The following is a 17,745-nucleotide window of genomic DNA, read 5'->3' as shown; positions in this document are numbered from 1 at the left end:
CGTCGAGGAGATAGGAATGGAATTGGTAATGAAAGACGCGCAAAGCGCGCTGACTGTTTCCGAAACTACCTTCGGGCGTGATTTCAATGAAGCGCTTGTTCACCAAGTAGTTGTTGCGTATGCAGCTGGTGCTCGTCAAGGTACTCGTGCTCAGAAAACTCGTGCTGAAGTTTCTGGTTCTGGTAAAAAACCATGGCGTCAAAAAGGCACAGGCCGTGCACGTTCTGGTTCAATCAAGAGCCCAATCTGGCGCTCTGGTGGTGTTAGCTTCGCAGCTAAACCACAGGACCACAGTCAAAAAGTTAATAAGAAGATGTACCGTGGTGCTCTGAAAAGCATCCTGTCTGAATTGGTACGTCAAGATCGTCTGATCGTTGTCGAACAGTTCTCTGTAGAAGCACCTAAAACTAAGCTGCTGGCACAGAAACTGAAAGATATGGCTCTGCAAGATGTTCTGATCATCACTGCTGAATTAGATGAAAATCTGTTCTTAGCAGCACGTAACCTGTACAAGGTTGACGTTCGTGATGCAGCAGGTATCGACCCAGTTAGCCTGATTGCTTTCGACAAAGTGGTTATGACTGCTGATGCTGTGAAGCAAGTTGAGGAGATGCTGGCATGATCCGTGAAGAACGTCTGCTACAAGTACTGCGCGCGCCGCACGTATCTGAAAAAGCTTCTACAGCGATGGAAAAAAGCAACACCATCGTTCTCAAAGTTGCAAAAGACGCAACTAAAGCAGAAATCAAAGCTGCTGTACAGAAACTGTTTGAAGTTGAAGTTGAAGGTGTTAACACTTTGCTGGTAAAAGGCAAAACTAAACGCCACGGTCAGCGTTCTGGTCGTCGTAGTGACTGGAAAAAAGCTTACGTTACGCTGAAAGAAGGCCAGAATCTGGACTTCGTTAGCGGCGCAGAGTAAGTCGGAGGAGTAAAGAACAATGGCAGTTGTTAAATGTAAACCTACGTCTCCGGGCCGTCGCCACGTTGTTAAAGTGGTTAACCCTGAGCTGCATAAGGGTAAGCCTTATGCTCCGCTGTTAGAAAAAAACAGCAAATCCGGTGGTCGTAACAACAATGGCCGTATCACTACCCGTCATATCGGTGGTGGCCATAAGCAGCATTATCGTTTAGTTGACTTCAAACGCAACAAAGACGGTATCCCTGCAGTTGTTGAACGTTTGGAATATGATCCAAACCGTTCTGCGAACATTGCACTGGTACTATATAAAGACGGTGAACGTCGTTATATTCTTGCACCAAAAGGCCTGAAAGCTGGTGACCAGATTCAATCTGGCGTTGATTCAGCTATCAAAGCTGGTAACGCACTGCCAATGCGCAACATCCCTGTTGGTTCTACAGTTCATAACATCGAACTGAAACCAGGTAAAGGTGGTCAGTTAGCGCGTTCAGCAGGTACTTACGCTCAAATCGTTGCTCGTGATGGTGCTTATGTCACCCTGCGTCTGCGTTCTGGTGAAATGCGTAAAGTTTTAGCTGATTGCCGTGCAACCTTAGGTGAAGTTGGTAACGCTGAACACATGTTACGAGTTCTTGGTAAAGCTGGTGCTAGCCGCTGGCGTGGTATTCGTCCTACCGTTCGCGGTACTGCGATGAACCCAGTTGACCATCCACATGGTGGTGGTGAAGGCCGTAACTTTGGTAAACACCCAGTAACACCATGGGGCGTTCAGACCAAAGGTAAGAAAACTCGTAGTAACAAGCGTACTGATCAATTCATCGTACGTCATCGTTCTAAAAAATAATTAGAGGATAAGCCATGCCACGTTCTCTCAAGAAAGGTCCTTTTATTGACCTGCACTTGCTGAAGAAGGTAGAGAAAGCGGTGGAAAGCGGAGACAAGAAGCCTCTCAAGACTTGGTCCCGTCGTTCAACGATCTTTCCTAATATGATCGGATTGACCATCGCTGTCCATAATGGTCGTCAGCATGTTCCAGTATTCGTAACCGACGAAATGGTTGGTCACAAACTGGGTGAATTCGCACCGACTCGCACTTATCGCGGCCACGCGGCAGATAAGAAAGCTAAGAAACGTTAAGGATAGGAGGAAGAGATGGAAACTTTAGCTATGCATCGCCACGCTCGTTCTTCTGCCCAGAAGGTTCGCTTAGTAGCCGACCTGATTCGCGGTAAGAAAGTGTCGCAAGCTCTGGAAATTCTGACCTACACCAACAAGAAAGCTGCTGGTTTAGTGAAGAAAGTACTGGAATCTGCTATTGCTAACGCAGAGCAAAACGATGGCGCTGACATTGATGACCTGAAAGTTGCGAAAATTTTCGTAGACGAAGGTCCAACTATGAAACGCATCATGCCGCGTGCGAAAGGCCGTGCAGATCGTATTCTTAAGCGCACCAGCCACATTACTGTGGTTGTGTCCGATCGCTGAGACTCTGGAGACTAGCAATGGGTCAGAAAGTACATCCTAATGGTATTCGCCTGGGTATTGTCAAACCTTGGAACTCTACTTGGTATGCGAATACTAATGAATTCGCTGACAACCTAGACAGCGACTTTAAAGTACGCCAGTACTTGAATAAAGAATTGGCAAAAGCGTCAATTTCACGCATCGTAATCGAGCGTCCTGCTAAAAGCATCCGTGTGACTATTCACACTGCTCGCCCAGGTATCGTTATCGGTAAGAAAGGTGAAGACGTTGAAAAACTGCGTAAAACAGTAGCGGATATCGCTGGTGTTCCTGCGCAAATCAATATCGCCGAAGTTCGTAAACCAGAACTGGACGCTAAATTAGTTGCTGATAGCATCTCTTCACAGCTGGAACGTCGTGTTATGTTCCGTCGTGCTATGAAGCGTGCAGTACAGAACGCAATGCGTCTGGGCGCTAAAGGTATCAAAGTTGAAGTCAGTGGCCGTTTAGGCGGTGCTGAAATCGCTCGTACCGAGTGGTATCGTGAAGGCCGTGTGCCACTGCACACATTACGTGCTGACATCGATTACAACACTTCAGAAGCGCACACCACTTATGGTGTTCTCGGCGTTAAGGTATGGATCTTCAAAGGTGAGATTCTGGGTGGTATGGCTGCAGTTGAACAAGCTGAGAAACCAGCTGCTCAACCTAAAAAGCAGCAGCGTAAAGGCCGCAAGTAAGGAGCGTCGCTATGTTACAACCAAAGCGTACAAAATTCCGTAAGGTGCACAAAGGCCGCAACCGTGGTCTGGCGCAAGGTACGGATGTTAGCTTCGGCACTTTCGGTCTTAAAGCTGTTGGCCGTGGTCGTCTGACTGCACGTCAGATCGAAGCGGCACGTCGTGCTATGACCCGTGCTGTTAAGCGTCAAGGTAAAATCTGGATTCGTGTATTCCCAGACAAGCCAATCACTGAAAAGCCACTCGAAGTTCGTATGGGTAAAGGTAAAGGTAACGTAGAATATTGGGTTGCCTTAATTCAGCCTGGTAAAGTCCTGTATGAAATGGACGGTGTGCCTGAAGAGCTGGCTCGTGAAGCATTCTCTCTGGCAGCAGCGAAACTGCCTATCAAAACCACCTTTGTAACTAAGACGGTGATGTAATGAAAGCACAAGAGCTGCGCGAAAAAAGCGTAGAAGAGCTGAACGCTGAACTTTTAAACCTGTTACGTGAGCAATTTAACTTACGTATGCAGGCTGCGAGTGGTCAGCTGCAACAGTCTCATCTAATGAAACAAGTGCGTCGTGATATCGCACGCGTGAAGACTTTACTGACTGAGAAGGCAGGTGCGTAATGAACGATAAAATCCGTACTCTGCAAGGTCGTGTAGTTAGTGACAAAATGGAGAAATCTATTGTTGTTGCTATCGAGCGTATGGTGAAACACCCTCTGTATGGTAAATTCATCCGTCGTACGACTAAATTGCACGTACATGACGAGAACAATGAATGTGGAATTGGTGACGTGGTAGAAATCCGCGAAACTCGTCCACTGTCTAAGACTAAGTCTTGGGCCTTAGTTCGCGTTGTAGAAAAAGCTGTTCTGTAATAGAATAGATTTTTCGTGATGAATAAACGGCTCTTTTTGATCGAGCCGTTTATTTTTTCCTGTCCAACACGAAGATGTGGTGTTATAATGCCGCGCCCTCGTAGTATGGGTATATTTGAACGGCCTCTTCATAATGAGGTGGCTCAGTAGTAGTTGACATTTAGCGGAGCACTAAAATGATCCAAGAACAGACTATGCTGAACGTGGCCGACAACTCCGGTGCACGTCGCGTAATGTGTATCAAGGTTCTAGGTGGCTCGCACCGTCGCTATGCACATGTAGGCGACATCATTAAAATTACTGTTAAGGAAGCAATTCCACGCGGTAAAGTTAAAAAGGGTGATGTCCTGAAAGCGGTAGTGGTGCGCACCAAGAAGGGTGTACGTCGCCCTGACGGTTCTGTCATTCGCTTCGATGGTAATGCTTGTGTGTTATTAAACAATAACAGTGAGCAAGTAATCGGTACGCGTATTTTTGGGCCGGTAACTCGTGAACTTCGTAATGAGAAGTTTATGAAAATTATCTCTCTGGCACCTGAAGTACTCTAAGGAGCGAACTATGGCAGCGAAAATCCGTCGTGATGACGAAGTTATCGTGCTAACTGGGAAAGACAAAGGTAAGCGCGGTAAAGTAAAGCAGGTTATTTCTTCTAGTAAAGTTATCGTTGAAGGTATCAATCTGGTTAAGAAACATCAGAAGCCAGTTCCGGCTCTGAACCAACCAGGTGGCATCGTTGAAAAAGAAGCGGCTATTCAAGTTTCTAACGTTGCAATCTTTAACGCGGCAACTGGCAAGGCTGACCGTGTAGGCTTTAGATTCGAAGACGGCAAAAAAGTCCGTTTCTTCAAATCTAACAGTGAAACTATCAAGTAATTTTTGGAGTATACGATGGCGAAACTGCATGATTACTATAAAGACGAAGTAGTTAATAAACTCATGACTGAGTTTAACTACACTTCTGTCATGCAAGTCCCTCGGGTCGAGAAGATCACCCTGAATATGGGTGTTGGTGAAGCGATCGCTGATAAAAAACTGCTGGATAATGCAGCAGCTGACTTAACAGCAATCTCTGGTCAAAAACCATTGATCACCAAAGCACGCAAATCTGTTGCAGGCTTCAAAATCCGTCAGGGCTATCCAATCGGCTGTAAAGTAACTCTGCGTGGCGAACGCATGTGGGAGTTCCTTGAGCGTCTGATTTCTATTGCTGTACCACGTATTCGTGACTTCCGTGGCTTGTCCGCTAAGTCTTTCGATGGTCGCGGTAACTACAGCATGGGTGTACGTGAACAAATCATCTTCCCTGAAATCGATTACGATAAAGTGGATCGTGTACGTGGTTTAGATATTACTATCACCACTACTGCGAAATCTGATGATGAAGGTCGCGCACTGTTAGCAGCGTTCAACTTCCCGTTCCGCAAGTAAGGCAGGTTACTCATGGCTAAGAAATCTATGAAAGCGCGTGATGTTAAGCGTGCTAAATTAGCTGAGAAATTCTTCGCAAAACGCGTAGAACTGAAAGCTATCATCTCTGATGTTAAAGCATCTGATGAAGATCGCTGGGACGCTGTTCTCAAGCTGCAAACACTGCCACGTGATTCAAGTCCTTCTCGTCAGCGTAACCGCTGCCGTCAAACTGGGCGTCCGCATGGTTTCCTGCGGAAATTTGGTCTGAGCCGTATTAAAGTCCGTGAAGCCGCTATGCGCGGTGAAATCCCGGGCCTTAAAAAGGCTAGTTGGTAATTGTCACCATATTGAATCACGGGAGTAAAGACAGATGAGCATGCAAGATCCCATCGCGGATATGCTGACCCGTATCCGTAACGGTCAGGCCGCGAATAAAGTTGCGGTCACCATGCCTTCCTCCAAGCTGAAAGTGGCGATTGCCAAAGTGCTGAAGGAAGAAGGTTATATTGAAGATTTTAAAATTGAAGGCGACATCAAGCCAGAATTGGAACTGACTTTACGTTATTTCCAAGGTAAGGCTGTCGTAGAAAGCATCCAGCGTGTAAGCCGCCCAAGTCTGCGCATCTATAAGAAAAAAGATGAGCTGCCACAAGTTATGGCTGGCTTAGGTATCGCTGTTGTTTCTACCTCTAAAGGTGTCATGACTGATCGTGCAGCTCGCCAAGCTGGTCTTGGTGGCGAGATTCTCTGCTACGTAGCTTAATTCGGGAGGAAAGAATGTCTCGTGTGGCAAAAGCACCCGTCGTCATTCCTGCCGGCGTAGAGGTAAAACTCAACGGTCAGGTTATTTCGATCAAGGGTAAAAACGGCGAGCTTACTCGTACTATCCATAATGCAGTTGAAGTTAAACATGAAGATGGCCACTTAACTTTCGCTCCGCGCGAAGGTTTTGCTGATGCATGGGCACAAGCGGGTACTTCTCGCTCACTGCTGAATGCAATGGTTATCGGTGTTACCGAAGGCTTCACCAAAAAACTTCAACTGGTCGGTGTTGGTTACCGTGCAGCAATCAAAGGCAATGCAGTAAGCTTGTCTTTAGGTTTCTCGCATCCGGTTGAACACGCACTGCCAGCAGGCATTACTGCTGAATGTCCAACACAAACTGAAATCGTACTGAAAGGTGCGGATAAGCAAGTGATTGGTCAAGTAGCGGCAGAACTGCGTGCTTACCGTCGTCCTGAGCCTTATAAAGGTAAAGGTGTTCGTTACGCCGATGAAATCGTGCGTACTAAAGAGGCTAAGAAGAAGTAAGGTAACACTATGGATAAGAAAGCAGCTCGTATCCGTCGTGCGACCCGCGCACGCCGCAAGATCCAAGAGTTGGGTGCGACTCGCCTGGTGGTACATCGTACTCCACGCCATATTTATGCGCAGGTTATTGCACCTAACGGTTCTGAAACATTGGTTGCCGCTTCTACTACAGAAAAAGCTATCAATGAGCAAGTGAAATTCACTGGAAACAAAGATGCAGCAGCAGCAGTTGGTAAATTAATTGCTGAGCGTGCACTGGAAAAAGGCATCACTGTTGTTGCTTTTGACCGTTCTGGTTTCCAATATCATGGTAGAGTCCAGGCACTGGCAGATGCTGCCCGTGAAGCTGGCCTTCAGTTCTAAGGTAGAGGTGTAAGATGTCTCACATCGAAAAACAAGCTGGCGAACTGCAGGAAAAGCTGATCGCGGTAAACCGCGTAGCTAAAACCGTTAAAGGTGGCCGTATTTTCAGCTTTACCGCACTGACTGTAGTTGGTGATGGTAACGGTCGCGTTGGTTTTGGTTACGGCAAAGCGCGCGAAGTTCCGGCAGCAATCCAGAAAGCGATGGAAAAAGCCCGTCGCAGTATGAAAACCGTTGCTCTAAACAACGGCACATTATTCCACCCAGTGAAAGGTACACACACCGGTTCTCGCGTGTTTATGCAACCTGCTCACGAAGGTACCGGTATTATTGCCGGTGGTGCAATGCGTGCTGTTTTAGAGGTAGCTGGAGTTCGCAACGTACTGGCTAAAACCTATGGTTCCACTAACCCAATCAACGTGGTTCGTGCAACACTGGATGCTTTAGACAGCATGAAGTCTCCAGAAATGGTCGCAGCTAAGCGTGGAAAATCCGTCGAAGAAATTCTGGGGTAATCAGCCATGGCTAAGACTATTAAAATTACACAAGTTCGCAGTTCAATCGGTCGTCTGCCGAAACACAAGGCAACACTGGTCGGTTTAGGTCTGCGTCGCATTGGTCATACAGTAGAGCGCGAGGATACTCCTGCTGTCCGTGGTATGATCAACTTGGTTTCCTACATGGTTAAAGTTGAGGAGTAAGAGATGCGTTTAAATACTCTGTCTCCGGCTGAAGGTGCCAAGCACGCGCCTAAACGCGTAGGTCGTGGTATCGGTTCTGGTCTGGGTAAAACCGGCGGCCGTGGTCACAAAGGTCAGAAGTCTCGTTCTGGCGGTGGCGTACGTCGTGGTTTCGAAGGTGGCCAGATGCCTTTATACCGTCGTTTACCGAAATTCGGTTTCACTTCACGTAAAGCAATGATCACTGCGGAAATCCGTCTGTCTGATTTTGCTTCTGTTGAAGGCGATGTTATTGATCTGAACGCACTGAAAGCCGCGAACGTTATTGACATCCAGATTGAATACGCAAAAGTTATTCTGTCTGGCGAAGTGAATCGTGCAGTTACTGTACGTGGCCTTCGTGTTACTAAAGGTGCTCGCGCTGCAATCGAAGCTGCCGGCGGTAAAATTGAGGAATAAGTGACAGATGGCTAAACAACCAGGATTAGATTTCCAAAGTGCCAAAGGTGGAGCTGGCGAACTAAAACGCAGACTTTTGTTTGTTATTGGGGCGCTAATTGTTTTCCGAATTGGTTCTTTTATTCCAATCCCTGGTATTGATGCCACTGTGCTTGCCAAATTGCTCGAACAGCAACAAGGCACCATCATTGAAATGTTTAACATGTTCTCTGGTGGTGCTCTTAGCCGTGCTTCTATCTTTGCTCTGGGTATCATGCCGTATATTTCGGCATCGATCATTGTCCAGTTATTATCTGTGGTTAACCCACGATTAGCAGAGATCAAGAAGGAAGGAGAAGCAGGTCGTCGGAAGATAAGCCAATATACTCGCTGGGGTACTCTGGTATTAGCAATATTCCAATCTATTGGTATTGCAATGGGTCTACCGAATATGCCAGGGATGCAGGGATTAGTTCTTGATCCAGGCCTCCCATTCTACTTCACGGCAGTTGTTAGCTTAGTCACAGGGACTATGTTCCTTATGTGGTTAGGTGAGCAGATAACTGAAAGAGGTATCGGTAACGGTATTTCAATTATTATCTTCGCTGGTATCGTTGCGGGTCTCCCGCCGGCTATTGGCCATACCATCGAGCAAGCTCGGCAAGGCGATCTGCACTTCCTCCTGTTGCTGTTGGTTGCGGTATTAGTATTCGCGGTAACTTTCTTTGTAGTGTTTATGGAACGTGGTCAACGTCGTATCGTCGTAAACTACGCTAAACGCCAACAAGGACGCCGTGTCTACGCTGCACAAAGTACACATTTACCGTTAAAAGTGAATATGGCGGGTGTAATTCCTGCAATTTTTGCTTCCAGTATCATACTATTCCCGGGTACAATAGCGTCTTGGTTTGGTGATGGAACTGGTTGGGACTGGCTGACTACAGTATCTATGTACTTACAGCCTGGACAACCGTTATATGTGTTGCTTTATGCCTCTGCGATCATCTTCTTCTGTTTCTTCTATACTGCGTTGGTTTTCAACCCAAGAGAAACAGCAGATAACCTGAAGAAGTCCGGTGCATTTGTACCAGGAATTCGTCCGGGAGAGCAAACGGCCAAGTACATCGATAAGGTAATGACACGATTAACATTAGTCGGCGCTCTTTATATTACCTTTATCTGCCTAATCCCGGAGTTCATGCGTGACGCAATGAAAGTACCTTTTTACTTTGGTGGTACTTCCCTCTTAATCGTGGTTGTCGTTATCATGGACTTTATGGCTCAAGTGCAAACTCTGATGATGTCAAGTCAGTATGAGTCTGCATTGAAGAAAGCAAATCTAAAAGGTAAATAATCACGCGAGTGATTATGGTTTGCTTAGAAGTTACGGAGAGTAAAAATGAAAGTTCGTGCTTCCGTCAAGAAATTATGCCGTAACTGCAAAATTATTCGTCGCAATGGTAGCGTTCGTGTGATTTGCAGTGTTGAGCCAAGACATAAACAACGTCAAGGCTAAGAAAAAGCATTTTTTTCTTGCAAAGTTGGGTTGAGCTGGCTAAATTAGCCAGCCAATCTTTTTTATCTAAGATACATTATTGTTTGAGTATCCTGAAAACGGGCTTTTCAGCACAGTAATGTATATTTTAACTTAGGAGTGCATAGTGGCCCGTATAGCAGGCATTAACATTCCTGATCATAAACATACCGTAATCGCTTTAACATCGATTTTCGGCATCGGCAAAACTCGTTCACAGGCTATCTGTGAAGCAACTGGTATTGCTGAAAATGTTAAGATCAGTGAGCTGTCTGAAGAACAAATCGACAAGCTGCGTGACGAAGTTGCTAAATATGTTGTAGAAGGTGACTTACGCCGTGAAATTACCCTGAGCATCAAGCGTCTGATGGACCTTGGATGTTACCGTGGTTTACGTCATCGTCGTGGTCTTCCTGTGCGCGGACAGCGTACTAAGACTAACGCTCGTACCCGTAAGGGTCCGCGTAAGCCGATCAAGAAATAAGTCGGGGTATTGAATAATGGCAAAGGCACCAGTTCGTGCACGTAAGCGTGTAAGAAAACAAGTCTCAGACGGTGTGGCTCATATCCATGCTTCTTTCAACAACACAATCGTTACCATTACTGACCGTCAGGGTAACGCATTAGGTTGGGCAACTGCCGGTGGTTCCGGTTTCCGTGGTTCTCGCAAATCCACTCCGTTCGCAGCACAAGTTGCGGCAGAGCGTTGCGCAGAAGCTGTGAAAGAATACGGAATCAAAAACCTGGAAGTTATGGTTAAGGGACCGGGTCCGGGTCGCGAATCAACAATTCGTGCTCTGAACGCCGCTGGTTTCCGCATCACTAATATTACTGATGTGACTCCTATCCCTCATAACGGTTGTCGCCCACCGAAAAAACGTCGCGTTTAATACGTTTCGTTTTTTTTAGGACTGTTGGAGAAAGAAAATGGCTAGATATTTGGGTCCTAAGCTCAAGCTGAGCCGTCGCGAAGGAACAGACCTCTTCCTGAAGTCTGGTGTTCGCGCGATTGACACCAAGTGTAAATTAGAACAGGCACCTGGCCAGCACGGTGCGCGTAAACCGCGTCTGTCTGACTATGGTGTTCAGTTACGTGAAAAACAAAAAGTTCGTCGTATTTACGGTGTTCTGGAACGTCAATTCCGTAACTATTATAAAGAAGCAACTCGCCTGAAAGGCAACACAGGTGAAAACCTGCTGACCCTGCTGGAAGGTCGTTTAGATAACGTCGTTTACCGTATGGGCTTTGGCGCAACTCGCGCAGAAGCACGTCAAATGGTTAGCCACAAAGCTATCATGGTAAATGGTCGTGTAGTTAATATCGCTTCTTATCAGGTTTCCCCGAATGACGTTATCAGCGTTCGTGAGAAAGCTAAAAAACAGTCTCGTATCAAGGCTGCTTTAGAGCTGGCTGAACAGCGTGAGAAGCCAACTTGGCTGGAAGTTGATGCTGCTAAAATGGAAGGTGTGTTCAAACGTATTCCTGAACGTACTGACTTGTCTGCGGACATTAACGAACACCTGATCGTCGAGCTTTACTCCAAGTAAAGCTTAGCACCAAAGAGAGGACACAATGCAGGGTTCTGTGACAGAGTTTCTAAAACCGCGCCTGGTAGATATCGAGCAAGTGAGTTCGACGCACGCTAAGGTGACCCTTGAGCCTTTAGAGCGCGGCTTTGGCCACACTCTAGGTAACGCACTGCGCCGTATTCTGCTTTCGTCTATGCCGGGTTGTGCGGTGACAGAGGTTGAGATTGATGGTGTACTGCATGAGTACAGCACCAAAGAAGGTGTACAGGAAGATATCCTGGAGATTCTCCTCAACCTGAAAGGGCTGGCGGTAAAAGTTCAGGGGAAAGATGAAGTTATTTTAACCTTGAATAAATCTGGCATTGGCCCTGTGACTGCAGCCGACATCATCCATGATGGTGATGTCGAAATCGTCAAGCCACAGCATGTTATCTGCCACCTCACTGACGAAAGCGCATCTGTAAATATGCGTATTAAAGTTCAGCGTGGTCGTGGTTATGTGCCGGCTTCTGCCCGAGTTCATTCGGAAGAAGATGAGCGCCCAATCGGTCGTCTGTTAGTCGATGCTTGCTATAGCCCTGTAGAGCGTATTGCCTACAATGTTGAAGCAGCTCGTGTTGAGCAGCGTACTGACTTGGATAAGTTAGTAATCGAAATGGAAACTAATGGTACAATCGATCCTGAAGAGGCGATTCGCCGTGCAGCTACCATTCTGGCTGAACAACTTGAAGCTTTTGTTGACCTACGTGATGTACGTCAGCCAGAAGTTAAAGAAGAGAAACCAGAATTCGATCCTATCTTACTGCGCCCAGTTGACGATCTGGAATTGACTGTCCGCTCTGCTAACTGCCTCAAAGCAGAAGCTATCCACTACATCGGTGATCTGGTACAGCGTACAGAAGTTGAGTTGCTTAAAACTCCGAACCTTGGTAAGAAATCTCTTACTGAAATTAAGGACGTCTTGGCATCTCGTGGTCTTTCTCTGGGCATGCGCTTAGAAAATTGGCCACCAGCAAGTATTGCTGATGATTAGGATCACAGGTTAAGGTTTTACTGAGAAGGATAAGGTCATGCGCCATCGTAAGAGTGGTCGTCAATTGAACCGCAACAGCAGCCACCGCCAAGCTATGTTCCGTAACATGGCAGGTTCTTTAGTTCGTCATGAAATTATCAAGACGACTCTGCCTAAAGCGAAAGAACTGCGTCGCGTCGTTGAGCCGCTGATTACTCTTGCCAAGACCGACAGCGTAGCTAATCGTCGTCTGGCATTCGCACGTACTCGTGATAACGAGATCGTTGCAAAACTATTTAATGAACTGGGACCTCGTTTCGCAGCTCGCGCAGGTGGTTACACTCGTATTCTTAAGTGTGGTTTCCGCGCAGGTGACAACGCTCCGATGGCTTACATCGAGCTTGTTGACCGTGCTGTTGAGTCTCAAGAAGCAGCTGCAGAGTAATCTGTAATTGCTTTCAAGAAAACCGGGTGTATTGCCCGGTTTTTTTGTACCTGCTATTCTACCCCTCCAAATTAATTCTTTTCCATCCTTGAATTTTTACTTTCTATCCATACTTATAGGCATAAGAAAATGAGCATGTATAAGATTGGTCAAATAGCTAAATTAGCAGATGTGACACCAGATACAATCCGTTTTTATGAAAAGCAGGGTTTGATGGGGCACAAAACGAGAACGGAAGGTGGTTACCGGTTGTTTACGGAGCAAGATTTACAGCGCCTACGTTTTATTCGTTATGCGAAGCAACTAGGGTTTACACTTGAAGCGATTACTGAGCTATTATCGATCCGAGTTGATCCCGAACACCATACTTGTCAGGAATCAAAGAATATTGTTGATATTAGGCTGATTGAAGTGGAAAAGAAGATCCAAGAGCTAATCATTATGAGAGATTCACTGAAGACCTTGAGTTCAGCATGTTGTGGTGATGAACATGCATCGACATATTGTTCTATCATGGAGATCCTAGAAAAAGGCGCATCAAAAATTTATTAATTTAAAACTGATAATGAAGGTAGATTATGAATAAATATCAGCATAAGCGTGGTGAGATTAAAGATAATGCCATTGAGGCACTGTTACATGACCCACTATTTCGCCAGAGAGTTGAGAAAAATAAGAAAGGTAAAGGAAGCTATACAAGAAAAGGAAAAGCAAATAAGGCAGGTAACTGGGAGGCCAGTGGTAATCGGTTAATAAACTTATTACCACTGGCCTTTTAGTTATTTTTTATTCTGTTCTTTCAGTAAGTCACGAATTTCAGATAGTAAAACTTCTTCTGTAGATGGAGCAGCAGGCTCTGCTGGTGCTGCCTCTTCTTTTTCACGACGAACTTTGTTCATTACCTTGATTGCCATAAAAATAGCAAATGCGACAATAACAAAATCAAAAACTGTTTGGATAAACATCCCATAATTCATCACTACGGCAGGTACACTCCCTTCCGCTTCTCGAAGTACAAGGCTGAATTGTTTAAAATCTACGCCACCAATGATTAATCCTAATGGTGGCATGATCACATCGGCAACTAATGAAGAAACAATTTTACCAAATGCAGCACCAATAATAATACCGACAGCCATATCCACAACGTTGCCTTTCATGGCAAATTCGCGGAACTCTTTTAAAAAACTCATGTACGACCCCTTCCCTTTATTTATTAACTAAATGACTAAACGTGTGGAACCACGTATCAAAATTATAGTATCTAGAATTATCAACCTGCAAATTTTTACTATTTATTTTAGATAATTATAAAAAGAACGGACTTGGCTGGAACAGCTTTTCCACATCCGGAACATATTTTTTATCGGTAATAAACATAATGACATGGTCACCTTGCTCGATAATATGGTAATCACTAGCAATAATGACTTCTTCCTCTCTTACGATGGCGCCAATAATTGTACCTGGAGGAAGCTTAATTTCTGATATTTTCTTACCAACTACTTTTGATGTGTTTTCATCACCGTGGGCGATCGCTTCAATCGCCTCTGCAACTCCTCGGCGCAATGATGAGACACTGACAATATCCGCCTTTCTGACATGACCAAGTAAAGCTGAAATGGTTGCTTGCTGTGGAGATACGGCAATATCAATAACACCGCCTTGAACTAATTCAACATAGGCAGAGCGTTGAATTAATACCATGGCTTTTTTAGCGCCCATTTTTTTCGCAAGCATAGCGGACATGATATTTGCTTCATCATCATTGGTAAGCGCAATAAACACATCCATTTGTTCAATATGTTCTTCAGTAAGTAATTCTTGATCTGAAGCATCACCATAAAAAACAATCGTATCATGGAGCAATTCAGCTAATTCAGTTGCTCTTTCCTGATTACGTTCAATCAGTTTAACGCTATAGTCTTTTTCCAATCGCTTAGCTAAGCCGGCACCTACGTTGCCACCACCAACAATCATTAAACGCTTGTAGGGTTTTTCTAATCGCTGGAGCTCACTCATTACCGCTCTAATATGTTGAGTGGAGGCAACGAAGAAAACTTCATCACCCGCTTCAATAATGGTGGAACCTTGAGGGCGAATCGGTCTATCTTGACGGAATATCGCGACAACGCGAGTATCAATGTGTGGCATGTGCTCACGTAAGCTAGACAATGCATTACCTACTAGAGAACCCCCATAGTAGGCTTTTACAGCAACAATGCTTACTTTACCTTCGGCAAAATTAACGACCTGTAGAGCCCCTGGATATTGGATAAGTTTATAGATATATTCAATAACCAGCTGTTCCGGCGATATCAGATAATCAATAGGGATTTGTTCTGCTAAAAAAAGCTTGTCAGCTTCGCGGATATATTCGGTTGCACGAATACGTGCGATTTTATTCGGCGTATTAAATAGGCTATAAGCAATTTGACAAGCAACCATGTTGGTCTCATCTGAGTTAGTTACCGCAACTAACATATCCGCATCTTCAGCTCCAGCATCTCTAAGAACTCGGGGATGGGATCCATGCCCATTAACTACGCGCAGATCAAACTGATCCTGTAGCTGACGCAAGCGATCGGCATTGGTATCAACAACGGTAATATCGTTATTTTCATCCACTAAGTTTTCAGCGAGTGTCCCACCGACTTGCCCTGCACCTAGAATAATGATCTTCATAGCATCTTCCTATCTCAGAGTCTTTGTTAAATATTACTGTACGTGCTTGAGTAAGCGGGCGTAAAAGAAACCATCACCCCCAGTTGTGCTTGGTAATATTTGTAAGCCTAATTCTGTACCATCATTCATACTTGCATCAGTATGTTTAGAAAGGAAATGCTGAATCTGCTGGCTATTTTCTTCAGGCATGATGGAGCATGTGGCATACACTAATGTGCCGCCAGGTTTTAAGTATGGCCATACAGCCTCTAAGATTTGAGCCTGTAACTGAGATAGCTCTTGAATATCTGAATCGCGTCTTAGCCATTTAATATCAGGGTGGCGTCTAATAACTCCCGTTGCAGAGCATGGAGCATCAAGCAAAATACGATCAAATTGCTGACTTTTCGCCCATTCTTCAGGTTTCGTACCATCTCCTTGAATAACAATAGCTTGTTGCTTCAATCTTTGCAGATTTTCTTTCACTCGCTTGAGCCGTGACTCATCAATATCTACGGCGAGAACATGGGCTTTAGGGGCAAGTTCTAAAAGATGTGTTGTTTTCCCGCCTGGTGCTGCACATAAGTCGAGAATATTTTCGCCGTTAGCTGGAGAGAGTAGTTCAGCGCAACCTTGTGCAGAAACGTCTTGTACTGTTGACCAGCCATCTTCAAAACCAGGTAAGCGGGTAACAGGAGTCGCTTCTTCTAAACGAATTGCACTTGGATGTGATGGGTGCAAGTATGCTGTAATTTCTGCTTGTTCGAGTAACTCTAAATATTGTGCGGCTGTATGATGTTGGGAGTTAACTCTCAACCACATAGGTGGACGCTGATTATTGGCATCAACAATATTTTCCCAGCTATCAGGGTAGGCGGTTTGAATGCGTTTTAATAACCAACTAGGATGTAAATATTGGCTATTATTATTTGTGTTACGTTCTTCTAATTGAACTTGCTGACGTTGGAAAGAGCGTAGTACCCCATTTATTAGGCCTTTCAACTGTGGGCGCTTTAATGCAACTGCACCATCCACGGTTTCTGCTAAAGCCGCATGTGCAGGGATGCGAGTATAGAGTAATTGATAAAGCCCAACCATGATGAGGTAATGCAAAGTTCTTTGCTTGCCTGTTAGCGGTTTTTCCATTAGCTGACTAATAAACCATTCGAGCTTTGGTAGATAACGTAGAACTCCGAAGCAAATCTCCTGCAGTAGCGCTTTATCTTTATCATTAATATTACGTTGCAGATCAGGTAAAACGGTACTTAATGATTGCCCGTTATCTAATACCTGACTAATGGCGGTCGCTGCGATACTACGCAAATTATATTTGTTTTTCATAATTGAAAGAGAGTCTATTAGTTACTTAAGTAGCATTACCGAATTTTGCATTTTTAGGTAATGCTACCAATATATTAGTCTAGCAATTGCTCAGGTATGAACCATTCGCGGCGGGAGTTAAGTATATCTTGCGCACTCATCGCTTTTTTGCCTGGTGGTTGTAGCTGAGTAATATTTAATATTCCATTACCAGTTGCAACACTGATACCTTTTTTATCGGCACTGATGATAGTACCTGGGCGCTGATTATGTGCTTGAGCGATGACTTCAGCTTGCCATACTTTGATTAATTGCTCTTGAACCATGAAATAACTCATTGGCCAAGGATTAAAGGCTCGAATACAGCGCTCAATGTGTTCAGCTGGTAGTTGCCAATCAATTCTCGCTTCATCTTTAGATAATTTTTCAGCGTAATTAGCGAGAGAATCATCTTGTTTCTCTGGGATACAATGACCTGAAGAGAGTAAATCTACTGTATGAATAAGTGCTTTAGGCCCTGTAATCGCCAGCTTTTCATATAAAGTTGCACTAGTATCTTCAGCAGTAATCGGGCAAATAGCTTTATATAGCATATCTCCGGTATCAAGGCCGGCATCCATTTGCATGATAGTGACACCAGTTTCGTGATCACCAGCCCAAATGGATCGTTGGATCGGAGCGGCGCCTCGCCAGCGTGGTAACAACGAACCATGAACATTCAAACAGCCTAAACGGGGAATATCCAAAACTGCTTGTGGCAGGATCAAGCCATAAGCAACGACAATCATCAGATCAGCATTTTGATCTGTGATCCATTGTTGATTGTCTGGATCACGTAAGGTAACTGGCTGGAAAACAGGTATTCCATGTTCTTCCGCAAGGATCTTAACAGGGCTCGCTGTTAGCTTTTTGCCTCTACCTGCAGGTTTATCGTGACGAGTTAATACACCAACAATATTATGATTGGTTTCTAACAATGCGGCCAAATGCTTAGCTGCGAAATCAGGCGTACCTGCAAAAATAATTCTTAATGGTTCTGACACGAT

32 protein-coding genes are annotated in these 17,745 nt (G+C 45.0%); 28 read left to right on the top strand and 4 right to left on the bottom strand.

Annotation, left to right across the window (positions count from 1 at the left end; all coding sequences use genetic code 11):
• The first annotated feature begins 16 nt into the window (after positions 1–16).
• The 28 genes from rplD (at position 17) to QS795_RS16545 (ending at position 13,494) form a co-directional block, all read left to right on the top strand.
• Entirely contained in the window at positions 17–622 is a 606-nt protein-coding gene (gene rplD, locus QS795_RS16680; RefSeq protein ID WP_036955909.1) for a 50S ribosomal protein L4, read from the top strand.
• Positions 619–921: a 50S ribosomal protein L23 gene (gene rplW / locus QS795_RS16675; protein WP_006657015.1), complete on the top strand. Its 303-nt coding sequence runs from the start codon at positions 619–621 to the stop codon at positions 919–921. Before rplD ends, rplW begins: the two co-directional genes overlap by 4 nt.
• A gap of 19 nt (positions 922–940) precedes the next feature.
• Complete coding sequence (rplB, locus tag QS795_RS16670) at positions 941–1,765, top strand: 50S ribosomal protein L2 (RefSeq protein WP_006657016.1); 825 nt, start codon at positions 941–943, stop codon at positions 1,763–1,765.
• 14 nt (positions 1,766–1,779) lie between these two features.
• Positions 1,780–2,058 (top strand): 30S ribosomal protein S19, encoded by a 279-nt coding sequence (rpsS, locus tag QS795_RS16665; protein ID WP_004265426.1) that lies wholly within the window; start codon positions 1,780–1,782, stop codon positions 2,056–2,058.
• Positions 2,059–2,073: 15 nt separating this feature from the next.
• Positions 2,074–2,406, top strand: coding sequence for a 50S ribosomal protein L22 (gene rplV / locus QS795_RS16660; RefSeq protein ID WP_004265430.1), 333 nt, complete (start codon positions 2,074–2,076; stop codon positions 2,404–2,406).
• A gap of 17 nt (positions 2,407–2,423) precedes the next feature.
• The gene (gene rpsC, locus QS795_RS16655; RefSeq protein ID WP_004907131.1) at positions 2,424–3,125 is read left to right on the top strand and encodes a 30S ribosomal protein S3; all 702 of its coding nucleotides are present in this window, start codon (positions 2,424–2,426) and stop codon (positions 3,123–3,125) included.
• A gap of 11 nt (positions 3,126–3,136) precedes the next feature.
• Complete coding sequence (gene rplP, locus QS795_RS16650) at positions 3,137–3,547, top strand: 50S ribosomal protein L16 (RefSeq protein ID WP_004926449.1); 411 nt, start codon at positions 3,137–3,139, stop codon at positions 3,545–3,547.
• Positions 3,547–3,738, top strand: a complete 192-nt coding sequence (rpmC, locus tag QS795_RS16645; protein WP_006657017.1) for a 50S ribosomal protein L29 — start codon at positions 3,547–3,549, stop codon at positions 3,736–3,738. Before rplP ends, rpmC begins: the two co-directional genes overlap by 1 nt.
• Positions 3,738–3,992: a 30S ribosomal protein S17 gene (rpsQ, locus tag QS795_RS16640; protein WP_006657018.1), complete on the top strand. Its 255-nt coding sequence runs from the start codon at positions 3,738–3,740 to the stop codon at positions 3,990–3,992. The genes rpmC and rpsQ overlap by 1 nt, the downstream gene beginning before the upstream one ends.
• Positions 3,993–4,168: 176 nt before the next feature.
• On the top strand, positions 4,169–4,540 hold the full coding sequence (rplN, locus tag QS795_RS16635) for a 50S ribosomal protein L14 (RefSeq protein WP_004265449.1): 372 nt from the start codon (positions 4,169–4,171) through the stop codon (positions 4,538–4,540).
• A gap of 10 nt (positions 4,541–4,550) precedes the next feature.
• Positions 4,551–4,865, top strand: coding sequence for a 50S ribosomal protein L24 (rplX, locus tag QS795_RS16630; protein WP_004265452.1), 315 nt, complete (start codon positions 4,551–4,553; stop codon positions 4,863–4,865).
• 15 nt (positions 4,866–4,880) lie between these two features.
• Positions 4,881–5,420, top strand: a complete 540-nt coding sequence (gene rplE / locus QS795_RS16625; RefSeq protein ID WP_006657019.1) for a 50S ribosomal protein L5 — start codon at positions 4,881–4,883, stop codon at positions 5,418–5,420.
• Positions 5,421–5,432: 12 nt separating this feature from the next.
• Positions 5,433–5,738 carry a 30S ribosomal protein S14 gene (gene rpsN, locus QS795_RS16620; RefSeq protein WP_004265458.1) on the top strand — a complete coding sequence of 102 codons (306 nt, stop codon included), beginning with the start codon at positions 5,433–5,435 and terminating at the stop codon, positions 5,736–5,738.
• A gap of 34 nt (positions 5,739–5,772) precedes the next feature.
• Positions 5,773–6,165, top strand: a complete 393-nt coding sequence (gene rpsH, locus QS795_RS16615; protein WP_004907134.1) for a 30S ribosomal protein S8 — start codon at positions 5,773–5,775, stop codon at positions 6,163–6,165.
• A gap of 14 nt (positions 6,166–6,179) precedes the next feature.
• Entirely contained in the window at positions 6,180–6,713 is a 534-nt protein-coding gene (rplF, locus tag QS795_RS16610; RefSeq protein WP_006657020.1) for a 50S ribosomal protein L6, read from the top strand.
• A gap of 9 nt (positions 6,714–6,722) precedes the next feature.
• Positions 6,723–7,076: a 50S ribosomal protein L18 gene (rplR, locus tag QS795_RS16605; protein WP_006816326.1), complete on the top strand. Its 354-nt coding sequence runs from the start codon at positions 6,723–6,725 to the stop codon at positions 7,074–7,076.
• Between the two features lie 14 nt (positions 7,077–7,090).
• On the top strand, positions 7,091–7,591 hold the full coding sequence (gene rpsE / locus QS795_RS16600) for a 30S ribosomal protein S5 (protein ID WP_006657022.1): 501 nt from the start codon (positions 7,091–7,093) through the stop codon (positions 7,589–7,591).
• A gap of 6 nt (positions 7,592–7,597) precedes the next feature.
• The gene (gene rpmD, locus QS795_RS16595) at positions 7,598–7,777 is read left to right on the top strand and encodes a 50S ribosomal protein L30 (RefSeq protein WP_006657023.1); all 180 of its coding nucleotides are present in this window, start codon (positions 7,598–7,600) and stop codon (positions 7,775–7,777) included.
• A 3-nt stretch (positions 7,778–7,780) separates the two neighbouring features.
• A complete protein-coding gene (gene rplO / locus QS795_RS16590) occupies positions 7,781–8,215 on the top strand; it encodes a 50S ribosomal protein L15 (protein ID WP_006657024.1) in 435 nt (144 codons plus the stop codon).
• Positions 8,216–8,222: 7 nt separating this feature from the next.
• Positions 8,223–9,548 (top strand): preprotein translocase subunit SecY, encoded by a 1,326-nt coding sequence (secY, locus tag QS795_RS16585; RefSeq protein WP_006657025.1) that lies wholly within the window; start codon positions 8,223–8,225, stop codon positions 9,546–9,548.
• A gap of 45 nt (positions 9,549–9,593) precedes the next feature.
• Positions 9,594–9,710, top strand: a complete 117-nt coding sequence (rpmJ, locus tag QS795_RS16580; protein ID WP_004265484.1) for a 50S ribosomal protein L36 — start codon at positions 9,594–9,596, stop codon at positions 9,708–9,710.
• A 145-nt stretch (positions 9,711–9,855) separates the two neighbouring features.
• Positions 9,856–10,212, top strand: coding sequence for a 30S ribosomal protein S13 (rpsM, locus tag QS795_RS16575; protein ID WP_004907144.1), 357 nt, complete (start codon positions 9,856–9,858; stop codon positions 10,210–10,212).
• 16 nt (positions 10,213–10,228) lie between these two features.
• Positions 10,229–10,618, top strand: a complete 390-nt coding sequence (gene rpsK / locus QS795_RS16570) for a 30S ribosomal protein S11 (RefSeq protein ID WP_004388621.1) — start codon at positions 10,229–10,231, stop codon at positions 10,616–10,618.
• 37 nt (positions 10,619–10,655) lie between these two features.
• Complete coding sequence (rpsD, locus tag QS795_RS16565; RefSeq protein WP_004265487.1) at positions 10,656–11,276, top strand: 30S ribosomal protein S4; 621 nt, start codon at positions 10,656–10,658, stop codon at positions 11,274–11,276.
• A 25-nt stretch (positions 11,277–11,301) separates the two neighbouring features.
• A complete protein-coding gene (locus QS795_RS16560) occupies positions 11,302–12,291 on the top strand; it encodes a DNA-directed RNA polymerase subunit alpha (RefSeq protein ID WP_036955903.1) in 990 nt (329 codons plus the stop codon).
• Positions 12,292–12,328: 37 nt separating this feature from the next.
• On the top strand, positions 12,329–12,715 hold the full coding sequence (gene rplQ, locus QS795_RS16555; RefSeq protein WP_036955900.1) for a 50S ribosomal protein L17: 387 nt from the start codon (positions 12,329–12,331) through the stop codon (positions 12,713–12,715).
• A gap of 135 nt (positions 12,716–12,850) precedes the next feature.
• Positions 12,851–13,267, top strand: coding sequence for a Zn(2+)-responsive transcriptional regulator (zntR, locus tag QS795_RS16550; protein WP_036955922.1), 417 nt, complete (start codon positions 12,851–12,853; stop codon positions 13,265–13,267).
• Positions 13,268–13,293: 26 nt separating this feature from the next.
• Positions 13,294–13,494, top strand: coding sequence for an alternative ribosome-rescue factor A (locus QS795_RS16545; RefSeq protein ID WP_154603128.1), 201 nt, complete (start codon positions 13,294–13,296; stop codon positions 13,492–13,494).
• On the opposite strand, the gene mscL is transcribed toward QS795_RS16545, so the two are convergent.
• The 4 genes from mscL to fmt form a co-directional block, all read right to left on the bottom strand.
• A complete protein-coding gene (gene mscL / locus QS795_RS16540) occupies positions 13,495–13,908 on the bottom strand; it encodes a large-conductance mechanosensitive channel protein MscL (RefSeq protein WP_036955890.1) in 414 nt (137 codons plus the stop codon).
• Positions 13,909–14,023: 115 nt separating this feature from the next.
• Positions 14,024–15,400 (bottom strand): Trk system potassium transporter TrkA, encoded by a 1,377-nt coding sequence (gene trkA / locus QS795_RS16535; protein WP_036955884.1) that lies wholly within the window; start codon positions 15,398–15,400, stop codon positions 14,024–14,026.
• A 33-nt stretch (positions 15,401–15,433) separates the two neighbouring features.
• Positions 15,434–16,720 (bottom strand): 16S rRNA (cytosine(967)-C(5))-methyltransferase RsmB, encoded by a 1,287-nt coding sequence (gene rsmB, locus QS795_RS16530; RefSeq protein WP_286272813.1) that lies wholly within the window; start codon positions 16,718–16,720, stop codon positions 15,434–15,436.
• Between the two features lie 74 nt (positions 16,721–16,794).
• Positions 16,795–17,742 carry a methionyl-tRNA formyltransferase gene (gene fmt / locus QS795_RS16525; RefSeq protein ID WP_181477704.1) on the bottom strand — a complete coding sequence of 316 codons (948 nt, stop codon included), beginning with the start codon at positions 17,740–17,742 and terminating at the stop codon, positions 16,795–16,797.
• Positions 17,743–17,745: the final 3 nt, after the last annotated feature.

This window comes from Providencia zhijiangensis (assembly GCF_030315915.2).
Lineage (GTDB): Bacteria > Pseudomonadota > Gammaproteobacteria > Enterobacterales > Enterobacteriaceae > Providencia > Providencia zhijiangensis.
Note: the sequence above shows the minus strand (reverse complement) of the source record. Positions and strands in the feature narration are given on the sequence as shown.

Bases quoted from the DNA above. Each gene is read 5' to 3' on its own strand.
- rplD (WP_036955909.1), top strand. From the start codon at position 17: ATGGAATTGGTAATGAAAGACGCGCAAAGCGCGCTGACTGTTTCCGAA.
- rplW (WP_006657015.1), top strand. From the start codon at position 619: ATGATCCGTGAAGAACGTCTGCTACAAGTACTGCGCGCGCCGCACGTA.
- rplB (WP_006657016.1), top strand. From the start codon at position 941: ATGGCAGTTGTTAAATGTAAACCTACGTCTCCGGGCCGTCGCCACGTT.
- rpsS (WP_004265426.1), top strand. From the start codon at position 1,780: ATGCCACGTTCTCTCAAGAAAGGTCCTTTTATTGACCTGCACTTGCTG.
- rplV (WP_004265430.1), top strand. From the start codon at position 2,074: ATGGAAACTTTAGCTATGCATCGCCACGCTCGTTCTTCTGCCCAGAAG.
- rpsC (WP_004907131.1), top strand. From the start codon at position 2,424: ATGGGTCAGAAAGTACATCCTAATGGTATTCGCCTGGGTATTGTCAAA.
- rplP (WP_004926449.1), top strand. From the start codon at position 3,137: ATGTTACAACCAAAGCGTACAAAATTCCGTAAGGTGCACAAAGGCCGC.
- rpmC (WP_006657017.1), top strand. From the start codon at position 3,547: ATGAAAGCACAAGAGCTGCGCGAAAAAAGCGTAGAAGAGCTGAACGCT.
- rpsQ (WP_006657018.1), top strand. From the start codon at position 3,738: ATGAACGATAAAATCCGTACTCTGCAAGGTCGTGTAGTTAGTGACAAA.
- rplN (WP_004265449.1), top strand. From the start codon at position 4,169: ATGATCCAAGAACAGACTATGCTGAACGTGGCCGACAACTCCGGTGCA.
- rplX (WP_004265452.1), top strand. From the start codon at position 4,551: ATGGCAGCGAAAATCCGTCGTGATGACGAAGTTATCGTGCTAACTGGG.
- rplE (WP_006657019.1), top strand. From the start codon at position 4,881: ATGGCGAAACTGCATGATTACTATAAAGACGAAGTAGTTAATAAACTC.
- rpsN (WP_004265458.1), top strand. From the start codon at position 5,433: ATGGCTAAGAAATCTATGAAAGCGCGTGATGTTAAGCGTGCTAAATTA.
- rpsH (WP_004907134.1), top strand. From the start codon at position 5,773: ATGAGCATGCAAGATCCCATCGCGGATATGCTGACCCGTATCCGTAAC.
- rplF (WP_006657020.1), top strand. From the start codon at position 6,180: ATGTCTCGTGTGGCAAAAGCACCCGTCGTCATTCCTGCCGGCGTAGAG.
- rplR (WP_006816326.1), top strand. From the start codon at position 6,723: ATGGATAAGAAAGCAGCTCGTATCCGTCGTGCGACCCGCGCACGCCGC.
- rpsE (WP_006657022.1), top strand. From the start codon at position 7,091: ATGTCTCACATCGAAAAACAAGCTGGCGAACTGCAGGAAAAGCTGATC.
- rpmD (WP_006657023.1), top strand. From the start codon at position 7,598: ATGGCTAAGACTATTAAAATTACACAAGTTCGCAGTTCAATCGGTCGT.
- rplO (WP_006657024.1), top strand. From the start codon at position 7,781: ATGCGTTTAAATACTCTGTCTCCGGCTGAAGGTGCCAAGCACGCGCCT.
- secY (WP_006657025.1), top strand. From the start codon at position 8,223: ATGGCTAAACAACCAGGATTAGATTTCCAAAGTGCCAAAGGTGGAGCT.
- rpmJ (WP_004265484.1), top strand. From the start codon at position 9,594: ATGAAAGTTCGTGCTTCCGTCAAGAAATTATGCCGTAACTGCAAAATT.
- rpsK (WP_004388621.1), top strand. From the start codon at position 10,229: ATGGCAAAGGCACCAGTTCGTGCACGTAAGCGTGTAAGAAAACAAGTC.
- rpsD (WP_004265487.1), top strand. From the start codon at position 10,656: ATGGCTAGATATTTGGGTCCTAAGCTCAAGCTGAGCCGTCGCGAAGGA.
- QS795_RS16560 (WP_036955903.1), top strand. From the start codon at position 11,302: ATGCAGGGTTCTGTGACAGAGTTTCTAAAACCGCGCCTGGTAGATATC.
- rplQ (WP_036955900.1), top strand. From the start codon at position 12,329: ATGCGCCATCGTAAGAGTGGTCGTCAATTGAACCGCAACAGCAGCCAC.
- zntR (WP_036955922.1), top strand. From the start codon at position 12,851: ATGTATAAGATTGGTCAAATAGCTAAATTAGCAGATGTGACACCAGAT.
- QS795_RS16545 (WP_154603128.1), top strand. From the start codon at position 13,294: ATGAATAAATATCAGCATAAGCGTGGTGAGATTAAAGATAATGCCATT.
- mscL (WP_036955890.1), bottom strand. From the start codon at position 13,908: ATGAGTTTTTTAAAAGAGTTCCGCGAATTTGCCATGAAAGGCAACGTT.
- trkA (WP_036955884.1), bottom strand. From the start codon at position 15,400: ATGAAGATCATTATTCTAGGTGCAGGGCAAGTCGGTGGGACACTCGCT.
- rsmB (WP_286272813.1), bottom strand. From the start codon at position 16,720: ATGAAAAACAAATATAATTTGCGTAGTATCGCAGCGACCGCCATTAGT.